Below are 20,633 nucleotides of genomic sequence, written 5' to 3' on the forward strand. Positions count from 1 at the left end.
CGCGACGGCGATCCGCCACCTCGAACCTTCTCCCGCAGGGCGAAGCCCCGCCACACTCCCGCGCGGTGGAGATCCCCCCGAGGCCGAACCCCGCCGCAGGGCGGAGCCCCGCCCCCCCCGCCCCGAGGCGGAGCCCCGCCCCTCCCCGCCCGGGGCGGAGATCCCCCCCGCCCCAAGGCGGACCCCCACCTCCCCCGCACAGCGGAGGCAGACAGCCCCTCAGGCCGACGCCCGCCCGCACCCCGCCGACCAGCATGAATCCCATGCCGAAGACAAAAGCTCTCCCCGACGTCCCCCGCTGGGCAGTCCGCGCCGCCCACGCGGTTCCGCTGGTCACCCTTCCGTCCGGCCTCTGGCGGGTGGCCCTGGTCGCGGGGCTGCCGGTGCTCGGCGACGCCGACTCCGAAGGATTCCGCACCGCCTGGGAGCCGTACTACGTCATCTCTCTGAGCGTGGTCTCCGAGCTGCTCGCCCTGCTGACCCTCGGCCTCGTACGCTCCTGGGGCGAAGTGACCCCGCGCTGGATCCCCTTCGTCGGCGGTCGCCCTATCCACCCCCTGGCGGCGGTGATCCCCGCCGTGCTCGGCGCCACCGGCCTCTTCGCCCTCTACGGCTGGTACGCGTACGCCAACTTCTTCACCGACCTCGCCCCCGGCAGCTCCGGCACCCCGCTCCAAGAGGCGATCCTCGTCCTCTGCTACGCCCCGCTCCTCGCCTGGGCGCCCCTCCTGCTGGCGGTCACCTTCGCCTACTACCGCCGCCGGGTCCCCAAGGCCCGCCCCGCAGCGGCCTGAGACATCCATCGGTACGGCCGTGCCGCCCCCGCACCCGCCGGAGGACGAACTGCCCCGTACAGTTCGTGCAGTTCGCGCCGCTGCCGCCGAGTGCACGACTCATGGCGCCCTCACCAGGAAGGGATCACCATGACCCCGGCCAGCCCCACCGCACCCCTCGTCCACGGCACCACAGACGAGCAGTTCACCGCCGTACGCGCACAACTCGCCGCCGTCGCGGCAGCCGAGCCCGGCCTGCGTGCCCAACTCGCCGTACGCCTCCACGGCCGCCCGGTCGTCGACCTGTGGACCGGCCCCGACACCACCGGCGACTCACTGTTCGCGCTCTTCTCCTCCGGCAAGGGCGCCGCACACCTGGTGGTGGCGCTGCTCGTCCAGGACGGCACGCTCGACCTCGACCGGCCCGTGGCCCTGGACTGGCCCGAGTTCGCCGCCCACGGCAAGCACGACCTGACCCTGCGCGACCTCCTGGCCCACCGCGCCGGTCTCCTGGGCACCCCCGAAGGCTTCAGCACCGCCGACCTCGCCGACGACCACCGTCTCGCCAGCCTGCTGGCCCCCCTCCCGCCCGCCTGGCCGCTCGGCAAGGGCCACTACGGCTACCACGCCTTCACCATCACCGCCCTGACCGGCGAACTGGTGCGCCGCGTCACCGGCCGCACCCTCCAGCAGCACTACGAAACCCGCCTGCGCCACCCGTACGACCTGGACTTCCACCTCGGCCTCCCCGCCACCGAAGAGCCCCGCTACCTCCCCGTGCAGCGCAGCCGGGCCACGGCCCAGCAGCCCGCCCCCGCACCGGACTCCCTCACCCACCTCGCCTTCAACCTGCACGCCGACCCCGCGACGGACCTGACCGACTTCGCCAACACCCGGCAGGTGCGCTCCCAGGGCCCCGGCTCCAGCGGCAGCGTCGGCACCGCACGCGGCCTCGCCAAGCTGTACGCCGCCACGATCTCGGAGGTCGACGGCCGCCCCGCGCTGCTCGCCCCGGAGACCCTGAAGGAATTCGCCTCCCCCCACACCCCCGGCACGGACCTCATCACCGGCGAGGAGGACCACTTCCTGCTGGGCTTCGAGGCCCAGGCCGTGCGCCACCCGGCCCTGGGCCCCCAAGCCTTCGGTCACAGCGGAGCGGTGGGGGCCAACGCCTTCGCCGACCCGGCCACCGGCCTCGCCTACAGCTACACGCGCGCCCGCTTCACCCCCGACGGCCGGGTCCCCGCCACGGAGAACGACTCCTTGATCACCACCCTCGTCCGCCTCAGCGCCGCTCTGCCAGATCGGCCTCTGCCGGCTGCGCGGTGAACGCCCGCGCCGCCTTGCCCGAGGACGCGGCCGGGGCCGTCTTCTTCCCGCAGAAGGCCGCCTCCAGGGTGCCGCCGAGCGCGGTGTTCACGGCACCCCGGTTAGAGGTGTTCGCCATGGCGGACAGCGCGCGGCTGCCGTCCCGGGTGGCGAAGGCGTAGGTGTAGTAGCCCTGGACGGTGCCGGTGTGCCCGTAAATCTGAGTGCCGCAGGACAGGTCGTACCGGCGCAGTCCGAGCCCGTAGAAACGGGTCTGGGCGGTGTCCGTCGGGGTGACCGTGGTCATGGCGTCCAGCATCTTGGGCGGGAGCAGCCTGCCCCGCATCAGTGCGGAGGTGAAGGTGTTCAGGTCGGCCGGGTCGGAGACGATCGCGCCGGCCGACTGCGCCCAGGAGACGGTCTGTTCGGTGGAGTCGACGAGCGGCGCGCCCTCCTCGTCCGGGTGGAGGTAGCCGCGTACGTGCGTCCCCTTGATCGACGTCTTCGGGTGGACGTACGAGGTGTGGCGCAGCTTCAGGGGCTTGATGATGCGCCGCTCGTACTGCGTGGCGACCGGCGTGCCGGTGGCGTGCTCGATGAGCATGCCGACGACGACGAAGTTGGCGTTGGAGTAGGAGTAGGCGGCACCGGGCTCGCCGGTGCGGGGGAGGGCCAGCGAGAGGCCGACCAGTTCCCGGTAGGTGAAGACGCGGTTGCGCACGGCTTCGAAGCCGGGGACCGTCTTGTCGAACATCGGGTCGGTGTACTCGGCCAGGCCGCTGCGGTGGGTGAGCAGGTGGCGTACGGTGATGCGCTCGTCGGGCAGCAGCCCGGGCAGGTAGCGGTTCACGGGCGCGTCGAGCTCCAGCCGCCCCTCGTCCACCAGTTGGAGCAGCACGACGCTGGAGAAGGTCTTGCTGACGCTGCCGATGCGGAAGCGCGCCCGGGTGTCCATGCCCGCGCCCGAGGCCCGGTCTCTGACGCCGACGGTACGGATGCGTACGCCGTCGGGCCCGCTGAACCGGGCCATCGCCCCCGGAGCACCCTTGTCCATGGCGGCCTTCAGGGCTGCGGTCACGCCGTCCATGTCGGGAGCGGGCGACGTGACGGGCGACGTGACGGGTACGGGCGCTGCGGGAGCCGCATGGGCCGCCGTGGCCGGGGCGAGTCCGCCTGCCAGGGCCGCGATGAGGGTGGTGCCGAGGGCAAGACGTCGATGTGTCGACAGGGTCATGGGACTTCCTCGTTCTCGAACGGTACCGATGCCGGAGCACGCGGGTGGTGCGCCGGTGTGGGGGAGAGGGGCCAGCAGAAGCTGATCCACATGGAGCACGAGGGACGGTGCGGCACATCGGTTCCCGTATCGGGGCCCGAATTTTTGTTCGCAGGTGTGCTGTTGTCGGTGTCCGACCGCCGTGGAACGATGCGCGAACGCGAGCAGAGAAGCAGAGAAGGAGCGCACCACCATGGAGGAGCACCAGCACCCGGCGGCGACCGTCTTCGACGCGCTGGGACTGTCGTACGAGTCCGCCTTCGCCGCATCCGCCGCCCACCACGCCTCCCTGCTGCGCCTCCGGGAAGGCCTCGCACCCGGCAGCCGGATCCTCGACGTGGGCAGCGGCACCGGGAAGCCCACGGCGGCGACCCTGGCCGCGGCCGGGCACGACGTACTGGGCGTCGACGTCTCGCCCGTCATGGTCGACCTCGCCCAACGACAGGTGCCGGAGGCGGAGTTCAGGCACGCGGACATCCGCCGCATGCCGCTGGAGGACGCCCCCTTCGACGCGGTGTGCGTCTACTTCTCCCTGCTCCAGATGTCGCGCGCCGAACAGACCGCACTCCTGCACCGCCTCGTGCGCGCCCTGCGCCCGGGCGGGCTGTGCGCGCTCGCGACGGTGCCCTTGGACGTCGAGGACGTCCAAGGGGTCTTCATGGGACAGAAGGTACGGATGACGAGCTTCGGTGCCGAGGACTTCACGGCCCTGGCGCGCGCCGCCGGGCTGTCCGTGACCCACGAGGAGTCGCTCCTCTTCACCCCCGCGTACCCCGGTGCGCAGCCGGAGCCCCACCTCTTCCTGCACGGCCGCCGTTCACCCGCGACCGGCGCGTGAGGGGGTGCCCGCAGCCGCCGAGCAGCACGGTCGTAGGGTGAGCAGGCGCCGCAGACAGAACCGTGCGGCGCAGCGACACCCGCACGTCGTACCAGCCGGGCATCGCTCTGCCTCGGGTGCCAGGCACCCGGCCGAGATCAGGAGTTGACCGGTGATCAGTCCGGCCGCAGTCATGGGGGTGGCCCTGGTCGAACTGGGCATGGCCCTGATCCCCGGACCCAACATGATCCACCTCGCCTCGCGGGCGATCACACAGGGCCGCAGGGCGGGCCTGGTCAGCCTGAGCGGGACCGCGGTGGGTTTCCTCTGCTACCTGGTGGCCGCGGCAGCGGGGCTGTCCGCGCTGTTCGCCGCCGTGCCGGTGGCCTTCACGGTGGTCAAACTCGCCGGGGCCGCCTACCTGGCGTACCTGGCCTGGGACATCCTCAAGCCCGGCGGCCGTTCGCCCTTCGCCCCGAGCGGCAGCCTGCCCCCGGTCTCCGACGCCCGCCTCTTCTCGATGGGCCTCCTCACCAACCTCCTCAACCCCAAGATCGCTCTGCTGTACGCCGCCCTCCTGCCCCAGTTCATGGACCCGCAGGCGGGCCCGGACTGGGCGCAGATGCTCCAACTCGGTGGTGTGCAGATCGTCGTGGGTGTCACCGTGAACGCGCTGATCATGCTGGCCGCCGCACAGGTGGCGGGCTTCCTGGCCGCACGCCCCCGCGTGATGGCCGCCCAGCGTTACGCGACGGGTGGCCTGCTGGGCGTCTTCGCCGTACGCACCGCGCTCTCCGACGGCCCGACCCCGGCCTGACCGGCGCTCCGGCCCCGGCCTGACCTGGGCTCCCCTTCATGCGGCGCGGGCCGGAGCCGTACCGTACGGCCATGAACTCCACGACCGTCCGCCCCGCCACCCCCGACGACGTCCCCGCCGTGAAGACGGTGACCGACGCGGCCTACGGCCACTACGTCGAGCGGATCGGCCGTCCGCCCGTCCCGATGCTGGCCGACCACGCGGCGAACGTCGCGGCGGGCCGGGTGTTCGTCGTCGGCGAGCCGGTGCACGGTGTCCTGGTCCTCGTCCCCGAGCCCGACCACCTCTTCCTCGACTCGATCGCCGTCCGCCCGGACATGGCGGGCAAGGGCGTCGGCCGCGAACTCCTGGGATTTGTCGATGCGTACGCACACGAACTGGGCCTCCCCGAGATCCGCCTCTACACCAATGCCCTGATGTGGGAGAACCAGAAGATCTACCCGCGCTACGGTTACGAAATGGTCGAACGCCGTCTCGACGAAGGCATCTACGACCGCTTCCACTACCGCAAGAGGATTGCAGACTGACGGGCATGCGCGAACTGACAGTGATCAGGCACGGCGAGACAGCCTGGAGCCGTACCGGCCAGCACGCGGGCCGCACCGACCTGCCGTTGACCGAAGCGGGAGAGGCGGCGGCACGCGCCCTCGCACCGCGTCTGGCCGAACGCAAATTCACCGCGATCTTCACCAGCCCGCTGGCCCGCGCCGTACGGACCGGCGAACTGGCGGGGCTGAGCGGCGTGGAGCCCGACGCCGACCTGATCGAGTGGGACTACGGCCGTTACGAGGGACTGACCGCCGAGCAGATCCAACAGCTGCGCCCCGGCTGGGAGTTGTGGCGCGACGGCGTCGACGGCGGCGAGGACCTCGACCGGGTGACGGCACGGGTCGACGCCTTCCTCGGCCGGGTCCGGCCACTGCTGGAGGCGGGCGACGTGGCGGTCGTCGCGCACGGCCACCTGTCGCGCATCCTCACCGCACGCTGGCTCGGGCTGGACGCCTCCGCCGCGCGGCAGTTCGGGCACCCGCACCCGGGGACGATCAACACGCTGGGGTACGAACAGGACGTGCCGGTCGTGCTCGGCTGGAACGTACCGTAGCGACGACCGGCAACTGCCTTGCCCCGCCCGGGACTCAGTGCTCACACAGTGAGAACTCCCGCTCGTAGAGCTGGTCGTTGTGCTCGGCGACGAAGAACTTCCGCTCCTGCATGAGCTGTTCCCGGAAGTCCTTGGCCTGTTCCCAGGTCATGGTGGAGGTGTCGGCCCACGGCTGCTGCGGCGGCACGTCGGAGGTCGAGACGAGTGACGCCGACGGGTCGACCAGGAAGAACGCGAGGATCTTGCGGTGCCCCGGCCGGGTGGGGTCCGCGAGCCGGAACGAACCGACGCGGTGCTGGAGGGTGTTCGGGAACGCCAGGAGGCGGCCCTCCGGGGTCGCCACCGAGCCCAGCTCCTGGTTGAGCGGGTCCTCGTTGTTGAGACCGTAGACGTCGTTCATGCCGTTGCCGTCATTCTGCTCGTAGTTCGGGTCGTCGAGTGCGGCCCGGAAGCCCAGCCGGCTCTCCGTGGTGTTGTCGTTGTCCCAGTAGTAGATGCCGGTGGAGACGATCTGCTCGTTCATCATCCCCTCGACGTGCCAGGAGCCGCCGGCGTACTCGGGCTTCTCCGGGGTGAGGTGGATGGTGGCGAGCTTCACGATGACCTGGAGGCGCGTGCCGCGCAGATCCACGCGTACGGACTCCTCCGCCGGCTCGGGCGCGACGAACTCCGGGGCGTCCGGCACCGTCGGAACCCGGTCGTACCACCAGTTGTCCCGGGCCAGTTCATAGGCCTCCCAGGCCTCCTCGTACGCCTCGTCGCCGTCCTCCCCCTCGGGCTCGACGGGCTCGGTCCCGTCGTACCAGCTGTACGGATTCGCCTTGATCCGCAGGGGCCGAGGATGGCGCAGATCGGTCAGCACCCGCTCCCACAGCGGGCGCAGGCACCCGAAGAGCTCGGGCAGGACGGCCTCCAGCTCGCGATGGGCCACCGGATGCACGTTGTTCACGTACGACCGGAAGGCGACCGCGCCGTCCTCCGCGACCTGGACATCGGTCGGCAGCCACTGGAAACGCTTCGAGAACTCGTACTGCGCCCCACGCACCTCCGGATGCTGCCAGGCCCGCTCGGGTCCCCCGCTCACCCCCTGCACCAGGCAGAACAGCGACGGGTGCACCAGGTCCAACACCTGGCCGTCCGAACCCGGATGCCAGTCCTTCTCCTCCTCGGGCACCTCCTCCAGCACCCGCACCGCCGCACGCAACCGCTCCCGCAGCCCGTCCTCGACCAGGGCGTCCGAGTGCCACACCCCGTCGACACCGGACACCTCGATCCCCGTACGCGCGTCCCGCAACGCGGCGTAGTACGCCAACTCTGCAAGCACGTAACGCACTTGGGCCTCGGTCATTCCCTGCTCGACGGCTTCCCGCGTCCACCGCGCGACTATCTCGGGGTCGTTCATCTTCACGAACCACTCGGGCTTCGAGCGGATCAGGGCGCTGCACTGCATCATCTCCAGCTCCCGCAGGGTGCGGGGCTCCGCGTACGCCGTCGTCGGCGAAGCGAGAAAGGGCAGCGGGAAGGCGGTCGAGAGGTCAGTCACGGATTCCGATCCTTACGGTCGATGTCTGGCGGCCGGAAGGATACGCCAGCCCACCGACAGGCCGTCCGGGCTACCGGAGTGCGTGGCGATGTCCGAGCAAGGAGGGCGAGCGTACGGCGGCCAGTCCGGCCAGGGTGTCCTGGAAGGCGCGGTGATGGGGCGTCAGCGGGCGCCGGGGGAGTGGAGGCAGGGGATAGTCGTCGCGCAGGACGTCCGTCGGGAGCACCCCGGTCGCGGGCAGGGGCGAGGTCTCGCCGGGGTGGGCGAGGAAGGCCCAGACACTGCTGTCCAGGGGCACGAGGGCCGGTTCGTCGCGGGGTGGTTGCCAGGGTGTGCCCGAGAGGGGGTGCCGGGGGACGAGGAGGATGTCGGGACAGGGGTGGGGCAGGGGGATCCCCGGACCGGCCAGGCCGACGGACCCGGCCTGCGGCCCGGTGCCGAGATACCGGTCGACGGCGTGGCCGAGCAGCTCGGCGACGGGGCCTGCGGGGAGCGTCACCGGGCGGCCTCCGGCGGCTGCCACGAGGTGGGCCAGTGCGACGCCGACCGCCGCCTCCCAGCGGCGGCTCCACGAGCCGTCGGGTTCGACGGGCGGGATGCGGTGCCCAGCGTGCTCCAGGTCGTCCCAGTCGGGGGCGGGCGGGGCGGGGAGGCCGGTGCGTCGACGTACGACCGCTTCGGGCTCCAGCCACACGGTCTGGCACGATCCGCAGTCGTCCACACGCGTCGCCACGGCCTGCCCGCACCCCTCGCAGGCGAGGTTGGGCCGCCGCGTCTTCTCCGACCTCGTCCCACAACCGCCAGGGTGGTCCGGTGGGTCGGGGGTCCACGGCGTACGTCGCGGGCTCCATCAGCGGAGGATGGAGCTCTTCCCACGCGCCGTGGTGGGTGTGGACGGGGAGTGCGACCCGGGACACCGGGGCCGTCAGTTCCGTACCGCATCCGGCACAGACGAACACGTCCATCACGTCCATCACGTTCGCCATGTCCGTCACGTCCAAAGAAGCGCTCCCTCGGCTCGGCTTCCGGGGGATTGTGCCCGCCCTCCGCCGGGAGCTCCACCGATATATCCGCACGGCTGCGGGGCTGCCTGCACCCCTGACTTGCATCTTCCGTAGCGTGATGTGGTGCGGTGGGGTCGTTCCCGTGCCGACCGTGAAAGGTCCTCCGCCGATGTCCATGTCCTTCTTCGGGTCGCGTCAGGTCAAGATCGGTGATGCGGCGGCCCTCGCGGGCACGACGCCGCGCGCGATCCGGCACTACCACGACATGGGCCTGATCCCCGAGCCCGGGCGGGGCGGCGACGGGCGGCGCCGCTACGGCCTCCAGGACGTGGTCCGGCTGCTGTGGATCCGCAGGATGGCCGACGCCGGAGTCGCCCTGGACGACATCCGCGACGCCTTCGCCGCCACCGGGCCCGGGGGTGACTCGCCCGCCGACGGCGACATCACGGCGGCCCTGGCCCGGCTGGAGGAGACGCTCGCCGCGAAGGAGGCGGAACTGGCCCGTCAGCGGGCGCGTGTCCAGCGGATGCGTACGGAGGGCAGCCGCATGGGCCTGCTCTCCGAGGCGGTCACCGGCCGCCTCCGGAACCTTCCCGAGGGCTCACTGCGGCAGGCGGACCTGGACACCCTGCTCGTCACCGAGCGGATCTTCGGCCCGCTGGGTGCGGCCGTGCAGGCCTCCCGTTTCGTCGCGCTGGCCACCCACCCTGCTCTGCGTACCGAATCCGACCAGGTGGAAGCCGCCGAGGAAGCCCTCGACGACACCGTCGCCGTCGACGACCCGCGCGTCGCCGAGACGGCCGCCCGCCGTCACGCCTTCGAGAAGACCCTGATGGAGACGATCGACGCGTCGGGAATCGCCGAGGCGGAAGAGGCCCTCTTCGAGGCGGAGGACACAGCGGAGGTGCAGCCGGACGCAGAGGACGGAGGCGGGGGCATGAGCGTGGTCGAGGCGGTCACCCGGCTGCCCCACGACTACTCCCCGGCCCGGTTGCGCTGCATGGAACTGGCCAAGGAACTGGCCGCCCGTGACTGGCTCCCGGCGGCAGACCGCACCGACACGGACGCGTCCGGCGGGACCACCCGGTGAGCCGGGACGCAGCCCGTACCCGAAGAGCGGGCATCATCGGGATACGTCAGATCCGGCCACGGACGATCCCGGAAGCCGGGCGACCGCACACCCCCTCCGCCCCACCCTGGAGACCCCTCGATGAACGTGCTCCTCTTCGGCGCGACCGGCATGGTCGGCCAAGGCGTCCTGCGCGAATGCCTCCTCGACGACCGCGTCACCCGTGTCCTCGCCGTCGTCCGGGGCCCGCTCGACGTCGAGCACCCCAAGCTGCGGACCCTCGTCCACCGCGACTTCACCGATTTCAGCGGCGTGGCCGACGCGTTCGCGGACATCGACGCGTGCTTCTTCTGCCTGGGCGTCACCTCGGCGGGCAAGCGCGAGGACGAGTACCGGCGGATCACGTACGACTACACCCTCGCCGCAGCCCGGGCCCTGCCCGCCAACCCGGACCTGACCTTCGTGTACGTCTCCGGCGAGGGCACCGACAGCACCGGTGCCGGCCGTTCGATGTGGGCCCGGGTCAAGGGCCGTACCGAGAACGAACTGCTCGCGATGCCGTTCCACGCGTACATGTTCCGGCCCGGCTTCATCCTCGCCTCGAACGGCGAACAGTCCCGCACCCCGGCCTATCGCCGCCTCTACCCGGTGTTCTCCCGGCTCTACCCCCTCGTCCGGCGCATCGCGCCCAACAAGGTGACCACGACCGAGAACATCGGCCGCGCCATGCTCGCCGTCGCGGGGCAGGCCGGCGCCGGCGAACGCATCCTGCACAGCCCCGCCATCAACCGTACGGCCGCCGTCGACCGGCGATGACCTTGCGCACCCGCGCTCACACAGCCCTGCGGAAGTACGACTCCCGCAGCAGACCCGCAAGCTCCACGAGCTGAGGGGCGGCACGGTCGGTGTGCCAGATCAGGCCCAACTGCGAGGGTTCGTCGAGCCCGTCCACCACCAGATAGCGCACATCGCTGCGGACGACACTCGCGGCCATCGGACGGCACAGCAGCATCCCGTGCTCACCTCCCGCCACGACGACCAGCCCCTCCTGGACGGTGGCGATTCCCGTACTGGAACGGATCGGCACCCCCGCAGGCGTGGTGGGCGGCGTACGGGCGGCCGTCCAGTACGCGGGGGCGTCTCCGATCGGCCGCAGCAGGTCCAGGCCCGCCAGCTCCTCCACGTGCACCCGACCGGCGGCGGCCAGCGCATGGGAAGCGGCCACCGCCAGCAACTGGTCCTGCGGAGGGAAGCGGAACCCGACGGTCAACTCGGGCTCCCGGGCCGGAAGTTCCACCACGACAGCATCCAGCCTCCCGTCGAGCACGGCCGAGAACGGCGAACCCCACGGGATCTCGCTCAGCACCATCGTCACCTCGTACCGCTCCCGGAACAGGCGAAATGCCTCGGTGACCTCCTCGTACACGCTGCCGTGGAAACCGATGCGCAACTCCTGCAGGCCGCCCCGCAGCGCGCGCTCACGGGCGCGGGCGTACACGGCGTTCAACGCCTCGTACGCCGGGCGGGCCTCGTCGACGAACTGCGCGCCGAACCGGGTCAGTTCCACGCGGCGGCTGGTGCGCTCGACGAGTCGCATGCCGATACGGCGCTCAAGGCCCGCCACGAGCTGGCTGACCCGGCTCTGCGAGTAGCCCAGGCGACCGGCCGTCCGGCCGAAGTGCAACTCCTCGGCCAGGGTGAGCAGGCACTCCAACTCCTGGACATTGGCCTCGCTCACAGCATCCTCCCGCGTCTCCCCGAACTGCTCGACAGCCGTATCCCGAGCGCCAGTTCATCAATCAGCCTAGTTGATCGATCGATCAGAAGATCGTTGTTGTTCGCCGCCGAGGCCGCTGCTGGGATGGCCTCATGGCTTCACCCACATCTGACACGCCCGCACCGAATCCCACCCCCGCCCGATGGCAATGGGCCTCGATCGCCGTGCTGGCCCTGAGCACGTTCGTGGTCGTGACCTCCGAAATGCTGCCGATCGGCGTGCTGACCCCGATGGCCGACGGCCTGCACATCAATCCGGGCATGGCGGGCTTCAGCCTGTCGATCACCGGCCTGGTGACCGCCGTCACCGCGCCCGTGGTGCCACGCCTGCTGGGCGCCGTCGACCGGCGCCTGGTGCTGGCCGTGGCCATGCTCGTACTGGCCCTCGGCAACGTGCTGACCGCCACGGCGAACGGCTACGGACTCCTGACCGTCTCCCGGATCATCCTCGGGATCGGGATGGGCACCGTGTGGGGACTGGCGTCCGCCGTCGCGCTGCGGCTGGTGGCGCCCCGGCACGCGACCCTGGCCGTGTCCCTCACGGTCGGCGGGGTCGCGGCGGCCTCCGTCGTCGGAGTCCCGCTGGGCACGCTCATCGGCAACTCCCACGGCTGGCGCGCCGCGTTCGTCATGCTGACCGCCGCCGCGCTGATCCTCACCGCCGCCCTGCTGCTGGCCCTGCCGCGCCTCCCGCGCCCGCCCGTACCGGCCGACACGCCCGATCGGACCGCCCGCGAACCGCTGCTGCGCAACCGCTCGGTGACCGTCGGCCTCGTACTGGTCGCGCTCCTCGTCACCGCGCACTTCGCCGCGTACACCTATATACGCCCCGTCCTCGAAGAGCTCACCGGGGCGACCCCCGGCACCATCGCCCTCCTCCTGCTTCTGTACGGAGTCTTCGGCCTGATCGGCAACTTCGCCGCCGGCGCTCTGGCGGCACGGCGGGCGCGGCTCACCGTGACGGGACTGACGGTCGGCATCGGGGCGTCGATCCTCCTCCTGGTGCTCGGCGGCACCAACACCGGCGTGACCGGGGTGTCCGTGGCCCTGTGGGGCCTCACGTACGGCGGCCTCTCGGTGGCCGGCCAGCTCTGGATGACACAGTCAGCCCCGCACCGCGTCGAGCACGTCACAGGCCTGTTCGTCGGAGTCTTCACCGCAGCCATCGCCCTGGGCGCATTCCTCGGCGGCACCCTGGTGGAGGCGTTCGGAATCACCCCCTTGCTGTGGAGCGCCACCGGACTCGCGGCGGCGGCACTCGCGGTCGGGGTCTTCGGCAGGGGCCCGGACCACCGCTCGCCGGACCCCGCTGATCGCCGGAGGCCGACGACCGGCATCGGCCGAAGCGATCGCCCCGGGGCGCCGCAGGATCAGCGGCCGGAGCGTTCCTGCCCGGACTCCCGCACGGGGCCCGTGACGAAACGGCTCACCCGGTAGGTGGTCGGCAGCACCAGGCGCCCGCACAGCGTGTCGATCCGGATCAACGACCCGTCCACTCCGGCTTCCCGGAGACGGCGCAGACGCTCGCGCAACTCCGCCTGGTCCGGAGTCTCGACGACCACTTCCCACTGTCCCGCGTCCGGCGCGGTGCGAGCGGCAGACCACTGCCGCGCTGCCTTTTGCCGCCGCCTTCTCTTCCCCTGTCCTGGCACCGTCCCAGCATCACGGGCCCGTGTCAGGACAGCAAGGCGTTCGGACGGGTCACGCACCCGCCAGGCACCCGCGAGGGGCCGGGCACTAGGTTTCGGCCGTGATCAATGACGCGGTTCCGCAGGAGACTCAGTGGGTCGTGCTCGTGGCGGCCGAGACCTTCCCCGGCGGCGAGGACGGCCACCGGTGGCAGCTCGTGGCGACGCACGCCGTCCCGGACGGCGGACGTGCGGCGGCCGACAGGCTGGCGCGCAAGCTGGCCATGGAGTACGTCCCCAAGAAGGTCAGCGTCGGCCCGGGCGACACCCCCGCACGGAAGGTGTTCCGGGTCGCCGACGGCTCGTGGCTCGTCGAAGTCCGGGGAATGGACCACAAGGGAGTCCTGTGTCGGACAGCCGTCGCCGAGCTGGTGCGTGAGTCGCCGTACGTGCGTGGCGGCGAGACTCTGGCGGAGCGCAGACGGCGGCTGTTGGGCCGGGGCTGAGGAGGCCGGGCGGTCTTGTGCCGCAGACCGGGGTTCCGGAGACTGCGGTCAGTGGATCCGGCCCGGGGGTGGGGATGGCAGCGCAGCGCAAGCGCGGCAGGGGCAGGCGTTCGAAACGGCAGCGGCAGCAGGAAGTGCGTCGGTGGGGTGCCCTCACAGTGCTGGCCGCGGTGGCCGCCTTGGCCCTGTCCTGGCGAACGGTGTGGCCGTACGTCCTCGGCACGGCGGTCGTCGCCGGTCTCGGCGGCGCCGGGGTGTGGCTGTGGCGGGCACACCGGCGGGAGCGCGCGGGAGACGCGGCGTGGCGGGTGGCGGAGGAGCGCAGGGCGCGGGAGCTGTCGATGGCGGCGGTGGACGCGTTGTCGTGGCAGGAGTTCGAGACGTACGTCGCGCAGTTGTGCGTACGGGACGGCTGCACCGAGGTGCACGTGAGCGGCAGGAGCGGCGACCTGGGTGCGGATGTCGTCGGGCGGCTGCCCGACGGGAAGCGCCTGGTCGTGCAGTGCAAGCACTACGCCCCGGAGCGTTCAGTGGGCTCGGGGGACATGCAGAAGTTCGTGGGCACCGCGCGGCCGGAGCACCACGCGGACGTGGCCCTGTACGTGACGACCGGCCGGGCCTTCACCCGCGATGCGCAGGGGCTGGCGCTGCGCAACGACATCTTCGCGATGCACCGCGATCTGCTGGGCTCCTGGGTGAAGGGAGCCACCCTGCAGTCCCTGCTGCCCCTGAACGGCTCCGGCGGCGGCACCGGCCGCCGTCCCCGCAAGCCCTGATCTCGCGGTACGAGTCCGGCTCCCGGAACCCCGCGCGTCCGCCGCCTGCGCTTGGCGGCCCGTACCTCCACCGCGTCGAATTCCGCGCTCAGGACGACCGGTGCAGGTCCGGGAAGGAGGCGCGCACCTCCGCCAGGAGATCGCGGAAGTCACTGCCGTACGCAGCAGCGGCTGCCTGCAAGGCAGTCAGGGCGGCCCGCAGCGGATCCTCCTCCGCCGTGGCGAGCAGCGCGGGGATCACCAGGGACTGCTGCCACAGGGCCTCGTCCGGGTCGTGCGGCGAGTTCACGAAGGCATGCGGGAGGTCCTTCCGCGCGAAGAACCACTCCCAGGCGCTCTCCCGGTCGTCGAAGGGCTCGGGCAGCGCCTCACCGACCTGCAACGCGCGGATCGCCCAGGCGAAGTCGACGAACATCTGAAGTTCCGCCTTGACGACGGCGCGGCAGGCCGCCCACCGGGCGACGGCCCGCTGCGTGTCCGTACCGGCGGCTGTTACGGCGTCCATCAGGGCACGGTCCAGGCCGCCCGCCACCGACCGCTCCGCCGCGCGGACGACCGCCTGCTGCTCCTCGTGCTGACGGCGCTCGGCCTCGGCGCGTTCCTCGGGTGAGGGCGGGGGCGGCAGGGTGCGGGCGCGGTCGTGCCAGTACGCGGCGTGCTGCGTGGTCTGCTTCACGATGCGGTCGGGGGAGAGCGCGGCCGGCCAGAACTGCAGCAGGTAGTGATCGACGGGCGGGCCGCCGTCCAGTACGGACAGCTCGTCGTCCGGTGACACGTCCATGCCCCGCCCGCAGTAGCGGACCCGGTGGTCGGCGAGCGGCAGGTCGAGCGAGTAGATCGGCGCCTCGCCCCACGGTACGACGGTGGTCTCCGGGGACTTGGGGCGGAAGGAGACCTCCACGACCTCCTCCCACTGCTCGTCGAGCGGCGGCGCGGCCTCGTGGACCTCCACGGTCAGGCCCACTTCTCCCGTATGCAGCCCCGTCGTCAAGTACAGGTGACCCGGATTCGCGGCACCGCACAGCCCGTTGCGCTGACCGGCGCAGTGGTGGACCTGTTCCTCGTCGACGTATTCGCCGCGACTCTCCACGTAGAACTGCCGGTAACTGACACTCATCGCATCACGTTCTGTACGTGGATGACACGGACATGACCGTCGGTGCGAGGAAAAGGTTGTGCTCTGAAGCGGGACCATGCATGTGTCGCGGCGGCGATCAGACGTGCTCGTCGGTGGTGCGGGAGTCCGTGAGGGTGAGTGCGCCGACCGCCGCGATCACACCGACGACAACCGCGAGGACGGCGTAGGCGACCCGTTCGCCGTGGAAGAAGGACTGGACGAGGGCGTCGCTCCAGGTGCCCGCGGGCAGGTGGGTGGTGACCAGCACGGCGATCATGGTGCCGATCACCGCAGTGCCGACACTGGTGCCGACCTCCTGGGCGGTGTCGTTGAGCGCGGTGCCCATGGACGTACGGTTCTCCGGCATCGCGCCGACCAGGGCGATGGCGCAGATCGTCATCACCGTACGCAGACCGATGGTCATCACAACCATGCAGACCGCGATGGCGAGGTACCCGCGGTCGAGACCCCAGGCGAGACCGGCCAGCGAGCCGGCCAGGCAGGCCGCGCCGATCAGGCAGGCGACGCGGTGGCCGAACCTCTTCGCGAGCCACTCGGACAGCGGAGTGGCGACGATCATGGTCAGGATGAGCGGCAGGTTCGCCAGGCCGGCCCGCACGGGGCTCCATCCGTAGGCGTACTGGAAGTGCAGGATCAGCCCGAACATCACCGCGGCCATCGCGATGGACGTGCCGATCTGGGCGATGGCCGCACCGCGGACGGTGCCGTTGGCGAAGAGCTTCAGGTCCAGCATGGGTGCGGCGCTGCGGCGCTCGTGCCAGAGGAAGGCGCAGCCCGCGACGAGGGCGCCGAGTACGGAGCCGACGGTGGTCGCGGAGAACCAGCCGTTCTCGACGCCGCTGGTCAGCGAGTAGCAGGCGAGGCCGATGGTGAGGACGCTGAGCGCCGCGCCCGGCAGGTCGAGCCTGTCCTTGGTGAGGTCCTCGGGGCGGTCGGCGGGGACGCCGAGGCGGACCCCGATGGCCGCGACCAGGGCGATCGGGGCGTTGACGATCAGGAGCCACTGCCACGGGAAGTGGGCCAGCGCGGTGCCGCCCAGCAGCGGGCCGAGGACGAAGCCGGACATGCCGACGACGATCATCAGGGTCATCGCGCGCATGCGCAGCTTCTCGTCGTCGAACAGCCGGAAGACCAGCGAGTTGGTGATCGGCGCCATCGCCGCCGCGGCGATGCCGAGGCCCGCCCGCAGGGTGATGAGCTGCCCTCCGGTGCTGACCCAGATGGTGCCCAGGCTCAGCAGGCCGAACACGGCGAGGCCGATCAGCAGTACGCGTCGGCGTCCCAGCCGGTCGGCCAGCGATCCGGCGGTCAGCAGCAGGCCGCCGAAGGTCAGCGAGTACGCGCCGGTGACCCACTGCAGTGCCGTCGTGCTGCTGTCGAGGTCACGGCCGATGGTGGGCAGCGCGATGGACAGCAGGGTGTTGTCGACCATCTCGACGAAGAAGGCCAGGCAGAGCGCGGCCAGCGGTATCCAGGCCGCACGCAGGGATGTATAGGTGCGCGTCGGGGCCGGCGCGGCGGTGGTGGTGGTGACGGTGCTGGGGGCGGTCATGGCGGCTCTCCTCTCGGCGTCGGCCGACTATCGAACGACGTTCCATTCGGAGCATAGAACGCAGTTCGATAGAAGTGCAAATTGTGATTGAATGGCGGCATGGCACGCCCCCAGACACGCCCCGCCGACAGCCCTCCCCGAGCGCGGCAACGTGCTTCGCACTCCATGGAGGCCGTCCTCACCGCGGCCGTGGCCCTGCTCGACGAGGGGGGCAAGCCGGCGCTGACGTTCCGCGCCCTGGCCACCCGGCTCGGCACCGGCGTCGGCAGCATCTACTGGTACGTCGCGGGCAAGGACGAACTCTTCGACCGCGCCACCGACCATGTGATCGGTGAGGTGCTGACCGCCGTCCGGGCGCTGCCGGGCAGCGACGACCCGATCGCCGACCTGCGCGCGATGGCGGTCACGCTGTTCGACGCGATCATGGACCGGCCCTGGCTGGCGGCCTACTTCATGCGCAACACCGACGTCCAGGGCAACTCACTGCGGCTGTACGAGGAGATCGGCCGCCAGACGCTGCGCCTCGACCTCACGCCGCGCCAGCGCTTCCACGCCGCTTCGGCGGTCCTCGGCGTCGTCGTCGGAACGGCCGCGGACCTCGGCATGGAACTGCCCCAGGAGGTCCTCGACGGCCAGGTCGACCGCGACCAGTTCCTCGAACGCTTCGCGGAGACGTGGCGGGGGCTCGACGCCGCGGAGTTCCCCTTCGTGACGGCCATCGCCGACGAGTTCGCCGGGCACGACGACAGGGACCAGTTCCTCGCCGCCCTGGACCTGACCCTGGCGGGCCTCCGCCTTCAGGCCGGGGCCTGACACCGCGCCGGGTCCCACGCCGCGCCGGATCGCACGCCGCGGCGGATCGCACGCCGCGGCGGAATCGTCCCGGGCGGTGACCACCGGATGCACAACCGCCCCCTCGCCGCCCTCCTGCGCACGGCGGGCATCCCCGCGCGGCCCTGAGCGAGCCGGTCCGCCCGTTCGAAGCCCCGCCGCAAATCGGTTCACCCGTACGTCACGTACGCCGCGTAGCGTCCGGTGGGCCGGAACATCCCGGCCGTCCAGGGGGAGAAGAACCGGTGGAACCCGAGCAGGAGCGCACGGCACCCTCGCGGGTCGGGCTGTGGACGATCGCCCGTTCCTGGGGGCGCATCGGAGCCCTCGGGTTCGGCGGCCCGCCCGCGCACATCGCGATGCTGCGCCAGCTCTGCGTGACGCGCCGGGGGTGGATCGCGGCGGAGGAGTTCGAGCACGGCATCGCCGCCACCAACCTGCTGCCCGGACCGGCCTCCACCCAGCTCGCCATCTGGAGCGCCTGGCGACTGCGCGGCACCGCGGGCGCGCTGGTCGGCGGGCTGTGCTTCATCGTCCCCGGCCTGGTCCTGATCATCGCCCTGGCCGCCCTGTTCCTCACCGGGAACCCGCCGGACTGGCTGCTGGGGGCCGCCGCCGGGGCCGGGGCGGCAGTGGCAGCGGTGGCGGTGAAGGCGGCGGTGGACCTGATCCCCGCCAGCTGGCAGCGCGCCGGGGTCCGGCGCGCCGCCCGCTGCCGGTGGCTCGGCTACTTCACCGCCGGCGCCACGGCCGCCGCCCTGACCGGGCCCTGGCTGGTGGTCGTACTGATCGCCACCGGCCTGATCGAGGTCGCCGTCCGCACCGCGGGCATGCTCCGCACCGACCGTACGGGCCGCACCGGTCGTACGGGGCGCACATCCGCGTGGCCGCTGCTGGCCGTCCTGCCGCCCGCCACCGGCGGACTGGCCGCTCTGATCTGGGTGGCGCTGAAGGTCGGGGCACTGTCGTACGGGGGCGGGTTCGTCATCATCCCGCTCATGCAGACCGACGCCGTCGACCGCTACCACTGGATGACCGACGCCCAGTTCCTCAACGCCGTCGCCCTCGGCCAGGTCACCCCCGGCCCCGTCGTCCAGACCATCGCCGTCGTCGGCTACGCTGCCGCGGGCCTCACCGGCGCCCTCCTCGCCGCGCTCGCCGCCTTCGCCCCCTCCTTCGCCATGGTCATCGCTGGAGCCCCCCGCTTCGACAAGCTCCGCACCCACCACGGCATCCAGGCTTTCCTCTCCGGAGCCGGCCCCACCGTCATCGGCGCGATTGCCGGATCCGCCCTTCCTCTGGCGCTGGCCCTGCAACGCCCTTGGCAGTACGCACTGCTGGCCGCCGCAGCCGGAGCCCTGTTCGCCGCCCGCCGGGGCGTGGTCACCACTCTCCTCGGAGCGGGCACCCTCGGCGCCGCCGCAGCCGCTCTCGGGCTGCCCCTCACCTGAGCCCGAGACACGTCCTGCCCCAGGAGCAGACGCTGCGTCGGCCGGAGACGGCTCCTGGCGCACGGTCGTCACCGACGTCACGGCTGGCATGTTCGCCGCTGCCTCGGGCGACGCCCTGATCGCGCAGGAGGGCACCGTCATCGCCGAGACGGCCGATCAGGCCTGGCTCGCACGCTGACGCGACGTCGGCCCGCGCGGCAGATGCCACGCGGGCCCCCGGGTGCAGCTGTCTCGCAGTGAGTGGGCGGGAAGTCCGTTGCGGGTGGCTGCCTCGTCCGGGTCGGGAAGGCCGTGTGATCATGTGGGCATGACGGTCGGCCGGATCATCTTCCTCAACGGAACGTCCAGTTCGGGGAAGTCGAGCATCGCCGGCGAGCTGCTCAAGATCCTGGACGACGGCGTTTTCTTCCACTTGGCGGTCGACAGCTTCAACGCCATGCGTACGAAGCGGGACCTCGGCCCGGATGACCTCGATGCCGCTTTGCGCCGGACGCGGATGGGCTTCCACCGCTCGATCGCGGCCATGGCCGAGGTGGGCAACGATGTCATCGTCGATCATGTACTCAGCGAGCCGTGGCGGCTTGTCGACTGCCTGAACGTGCTGCCTCCGGAGGACGTGCTGTTCGTCGGCGTCCACTGCTCGCTGGACGAACTGGCCCGCAGGGAAGAGGCGCGTGGTGATCGTCCTTCGGGTCTTGCGGCGCTGCAGTACGACCTGGTCCATGAGCATGGTGATTACGACGTCGAATGCGACACCAGCACAACGGACCTGCGCGAATGCGCCGAGCTGATCAAGAAGTTCCTCCCGCGCAGACCAACACCGACCGCCTTCACCCGTCTTCGCGCACGGTATCTCTGAATCCGGACGCGTCACGGGCTCGGAGTGTGTGGACGGCTGGTCGGCCGGGTCGTCATCGTCGCCAGGAAAGCGGCCGGATCGAGCACCGTTTCACGCTCGTACGTCTACCACCGCAGCCGGACGGCCATGGTGGTTTGCGTGAACTCTCCGAGCCCGGACGATCCGTGAGTGATGGGGTGCTGTCGACTGCTCGGCGTGCTGGGGGAGCGGGCATGGGCCGGGGTGTACCTCGCGCGGCCCGAAGGGGGACAGACCGTCGCCGTGAACCTGGTGCGGCCCGAGTCGGCCGGCCAGGTCGACGGGGCGAGGCGCGCGGGCGGGGACTGGACGGCGCGCCGGTCCTGGACTTCAACACGCCTGCCGCGATGCCCTGGTTGGCCACCGGCTACGGACCGAGTCCCGACCCCCAG

General features: G+C 71.4%; 20 protein-coding genes. 14 read left to right on the plus strand and 6 right to left on the minus strand.

The window, feature by feature from the left end; all coding sequences use genetic code 11:
- Nucleotides 1–263: 263 nt before the first annotated feature.
- Both IE269_RS39315 and IE269_RS39320 read left to right on the plus strand, forming a co-directional pair.
- Nucleotides 264–794, plus strand: a complete 531-nt coding sequence (locus IE269_RS39315; protein WP_189828132.1) for a hypothetical protein — start codon at nucleotides 264–266, stop codon at nucleotides 792–794.
- Between the two features lie 129 nt (nucleotides 795–923).
- Complete coding sequence (locus IE269_RS39320; RefSeq protein WP_189828133.1) at nucleotides 924–2,102, plus strand: serine hydrolase domain-containing protein; 1,179 nt, start codon at nucleotides 924–926, stop codon at nucleotides 2,100–2,102.
- Here the strand turns inward: IE269_RS39320 and IE269_RS39325 are convergent.
- Nucleotides 2,059–3,315, minus strand: coding sequence for a serine hydrolase domain-containing protein (locus IE269_RS39325; protein ID WP_189828134.1), 1,257 nt, complete (start codon nucleotides 3,313–3,315; stop codon nucleotides 2,059–2,061). The two genes, IE269_RS39320 and IE269_RS39325, sit on opposite strands and share 44 nt — an antisense overlap.
- A gap of 181 nt (nucleotides 3,316–3,496) precedes the next feature.
- On the opposite strand from IE269_RS39325, the gene IE269_RS39330 reads away from it, so the two are divergent.
- From IE269_RS39330 to IE269_RS39345, 4 genes are all read left to right on the plus strand, one after another.
- Nucleotides 3,497–4,192, plus strand: coding sequence for a class I SAM-dependent methyltransferase (locus tag IE269_RS39330; RefSeq protein ID WP_318299685.1), 696 nt, complete (start codon nucleotides 3,497–3,499; stop codon nucleotides 4,190–4,192).
- A 151-nt stretch (nucleotides 4,193–4,343) separates the two neighbouring features.
- A complete protein-coding gene (locus IE269_RS39335) occupies nucleotides 4,344–4,988 on the plus strand; it encodes a LysE family translocator (RefSeq protein ID WP_189828136.1) in 645 nt (214 codons plus the stop codon).
- Nucleotides 4,989–5,059: 71 nt separating this feature from the next.
- Nucleotides 5,060–5,515: a GNAT family N-acetyltransferase gene (locus tag IE269_RS39340; protein WP_189828137.1), complete on the plus strand. Its 456-nt coding sequence runs from the start codon at nucleotides 5,060–5,062 to the stop codon at nucleotides 5,513–5,515.
- A gap of 5 nt (nucleotides 5,516–5,520) precedes the next feature.
- Nucleotides 5,521–6,090 (plus strand): histidine phosphatase family protein, encoded by a 570-nt coding sequence (locus IE269_RS39345; protein WP_189828138.1) that lies wholly within the window; start codon nucleotides 5,521–5,523, stop codon nucleotides 6,088–6,090.
- 34 nt (nucleotides 6,091–6,124) lie between these two features.
- Here the strand turns inward: IE269_RS39345 and IE269_RS39350 are convergent, their stop codons facing one another.
- On the minus strand, nucleotides 6,125–7,633 hold the full coding sequence (locus IE269_RS39350; protein ID WP_189828139.1) for a DUF4246 domain-containing protein: 1,509 nt from the start codon (nucleotides 7,631–7,633) through the stop codon (nucleotides 6,125–6,127).
- Between the two features lie 70 nt (nucleotides 7,634–7,703).
- A complete protein-coding gene (locus IE269_RS39355) occupies nucleotides 7,704–8,366 on the minus strand; it encodes a hypothetical protein (RefSeq protein WP_318299686.1) in 663 nt (220 codons plus the stop codon).
- 440 nt (nucleotides 8,367–8,806) lie between these two features.
- Here IE269_RS39355 and IE269_RS39360 point away from each other — a divergent pair, with 440 nt between their 5' ends.
- Complete coding sequence (locus IE269_RS39360) at nucleotides 8,807–9,727, plus strand: MerR family transcriptional regulator (RefSeq protein ID WP_189828140.1); 921 nt, start codon at nucleotides 8,807–8,809, stop codon at nucleotides 9,725–9,727.
- A 120-nt stretch (nucleotides 9,728–9,847) separates the two neighbouring features.
- A complete protein-coding gene (locus IE269_RS39365) occupies nucleotides 9,848–10,522 on the plus strand; it encodes an NAD(P)H-binding protein (protein ID WP_189828141.1) in 675 nt (224 codons plus the stop codon).
- Nucleotides 10,523–10,538: 16 nt separating this feature from the next.
- On the opposite strand, the gene IE269_RS39370 is transcribed toward IE269_RS39365, so the two are convergent.
- Nucleotides 10,539–11,444: a LysR family transcriptional regulator gene (locus IE269_RS39370; protein WP_189828142.1), complete on the minus strand. Its 906-nt coding sequence runs from the start codon at nucleotides 11,442–11,444 to the stop codon at nucleotides 10,539–10,541.
- Between the two features lie 230 nt (nucleotides 11,445–11,674).
- Here IE269_RS39370 and IE269_RS39375 point away from each other — a divergent pair, with 230 nt between their 5' ends.
- From IE269_RS39375 to IE269_RS39385, 3 genes are all read left to right on the plus strand, one after another.
- On the plus strand, nucleotides 11,675–12,919 hold the full coding sequence (locus IE269_RS39375) for an MFS transporter (protein WP_318299687.1): 1,245 nt from the start codon (nucleotides 11,675–11,677) through the stop codon (nucleotides 12,917–12,919).
- Nucleotides 12,920–13,232: 313 nt separating this feature from the next.
- A complete protein-coding gene (locus IE269_RS39380; protein WP_189828144.1) occupies nucleotides 13,233–13,616 on the plus strand; it encodes a hypothetical protein in 384 nt (127 codons plus the stop codon).
- A 170-nt stretch (nucleotides 13,617–13,786) separates the two neighbouring features.
- Nucleotides 13,787–14,392, plus strand: coding sequence for a restriction endonuclease (locus IE269_RS39385; RefSeq protein WP_318299688.1), 606 nt, complete (start codon nucleotides 13,787–13,789; stop codon nucleotides 14,390–14,392).
- Between the two features lie 88 nt (nucleotides 14,393–14,480).
- Here IE269_RS39385 and IE269_RS39390 read toward each other — a convergent pair whose 3' ends face one another.
- Nucleotides 14,481–15,509: a hypothetical protein gene (locus tag IE269_RS39390; protein ID WP_189828146.1), complete on the minus strand. Its 1,029-nt coding sequence runs from the start codon at nucleotides 15,507–15,509 to the stop codon at nucleotides 14,481–14,483.
- A 97-nt stretch (nucleotides 15,510–15,606) separates the two neighbouring features.
- Nucleotides 15,607–17,082 (minus strand): MFS transporter, encoded by a 1,476-nt coding sequence (locus IE269_RS39395; RefSeq protein ID WP_189828147.1) that lies wholly within the window; start codon nucleotides 17,080–17,082, stop codon nucleotides 15,607–15,609.
- A gap of 165 nt (nucleotides 17,083–17,247) precedes the next feature.
- Here IE269_RS39395 and IE269_RS39400 point away from each other — a divergent pair, with 165 nt between their 5' ends.
- The 3 genes from IE269_RS39400 to IE269_RS39410 all read left to right on the plus strand — a co-directional run bounded on the left by IE269_RS39400 (nucleotide 17,248) and on the right by IE269_RS39410 (nucleotide 20,223).
- Nucleotides 17,248–17,895, plus strand: a complete 648-nt coding sequence (locus IE269_RS39400; RefSeq protein WP_189828181.1) for a TetR/AcrR family transcriptional regulator — start codon at nucleotides 17,248–17,250, stop codon at nucleotides 17,893–17,895.
- 263 nt (nucleotides 17,896–18,158) lie between these two features.
- Nucleotides 18,159–19,364 carry a chromate efflux transporter gene (gene chrA / locus IE269_RS39405; RefSeq protein WP_189828148.1) on the plus strand — a complete coding sequence of 402 codons (1,206 nt, stop codon included), beginning with the start codon at nucleotides 18,159–18,161 and terminating at the stop codon, nucleotides 19,362–19,364.
- A gap of 307 nt (nucleotides 19,365–19,671) precedes the next feature.
- The gene (locus tag IE269_RS39410) at nucleotides 19,672–20,223 is read left to right on the plus strand and encodes a chloramphenicol phosphotransferase CPT family protein (RefSeq protein ID WP_189828149.1); all 552 of its coding nucleotides are present in this window, start codon (nucleotides 19,672–19,674) and stop codon (nucleotides 20,221–20,223) included.
- Nucleotides 20,224–20,633: the final 410 nt, after the last annotated feature.

It is taken from the genome of Streptomyces spiroverticillatus (assembly GCA_014650415.1).
GTDB lineage: Bacteria > Actinomycetota > Actinomycetes > Streptomycetales > Streptomycetaceae > Streptomyces > Streptomyces spiroverticillatus.

Excerpts from the sequence above, each read along its gene's own strand:
- IE269_RS39315 (WP_189828132.1), top strand. The coding sequence starts at position 264 with ATGCCGAAGACAAAAGCTCTCCCCGACGTCCCCCGCTGGGCAGTCCGC.
- IE269_RS39320 (WP_189828133.1), top strand. The coding sequence starts at position 924 with ATGACCCCGGCCAGCCCCACCGCACCCCTCGTCCACGGCACCACAGAC.
- IE269_RS39325 (WP_189828134.1), bottom strand. The coding sequence starts at position 3,315 with ATGACCCTGTCGACACATCGACGTCTTGCCCTCGGCACCACCCTCATC.
- IE269_RS39340 (WP_189828137.1), top strand. The coding sequence starts at position 5,060 with ATGAACTCCACGACCGTCCGCCCCGCCACCCCCGACGACGTCCCCGCC.
- IE269_RS39345 (WP_189828138.1), top strand. The coding sequence starts at position 5,521 with ATGCGCGAACTGACAGTGATCAGGCACGGCGAGACAGCCTGGAGCCGT.
- IE269_RS39360 (WP_189828140.1), top strand. The coding sequence starts at position 8,807 with ATGTCCATGTCCTTCTTCGGGTCGCGTCAGGTCAAGATCGGTGATGCG.
- IE269_RS39365 (WP_189828141.1), top strand. The coding sequence starts at position 9,848 with ATGAACGTGCTCCTCTTCGGCGCGACCGGCATGGTCGGCCAAGGCGTC.
- IE269_RS39390 (WP_189828146.1), bottom strand. The coding sequence starts at position 15,509 with ATGAGTGTCAGTTACCGGCAGTTCTACGTGGAGAGTCGCGGCGAATAC.
- IE269_RS39395 (WP_189828147.1), bottom strand. The coding sequence starts at position 17,082 with ATGACCGCCCCCAGCACCGTCACCACCACCACCGCCGCGCCGGCCCCG.
- IE269_RS39400 (WP_189828181.1), top strand. The coding sequence starts at position 17,248 with ATGGAGGCCGTCCTCACCGCGGCCGTGGCCCTGCTCGACGAGGGGGGC.
- IE269_RS39410 (WP_189828149.1), top strand. The coding sequence starts at position 19,672 with ATGACGGTCGGCCGGATCATCTTCCTCAACGGAACGTCCAGTTCGGGG.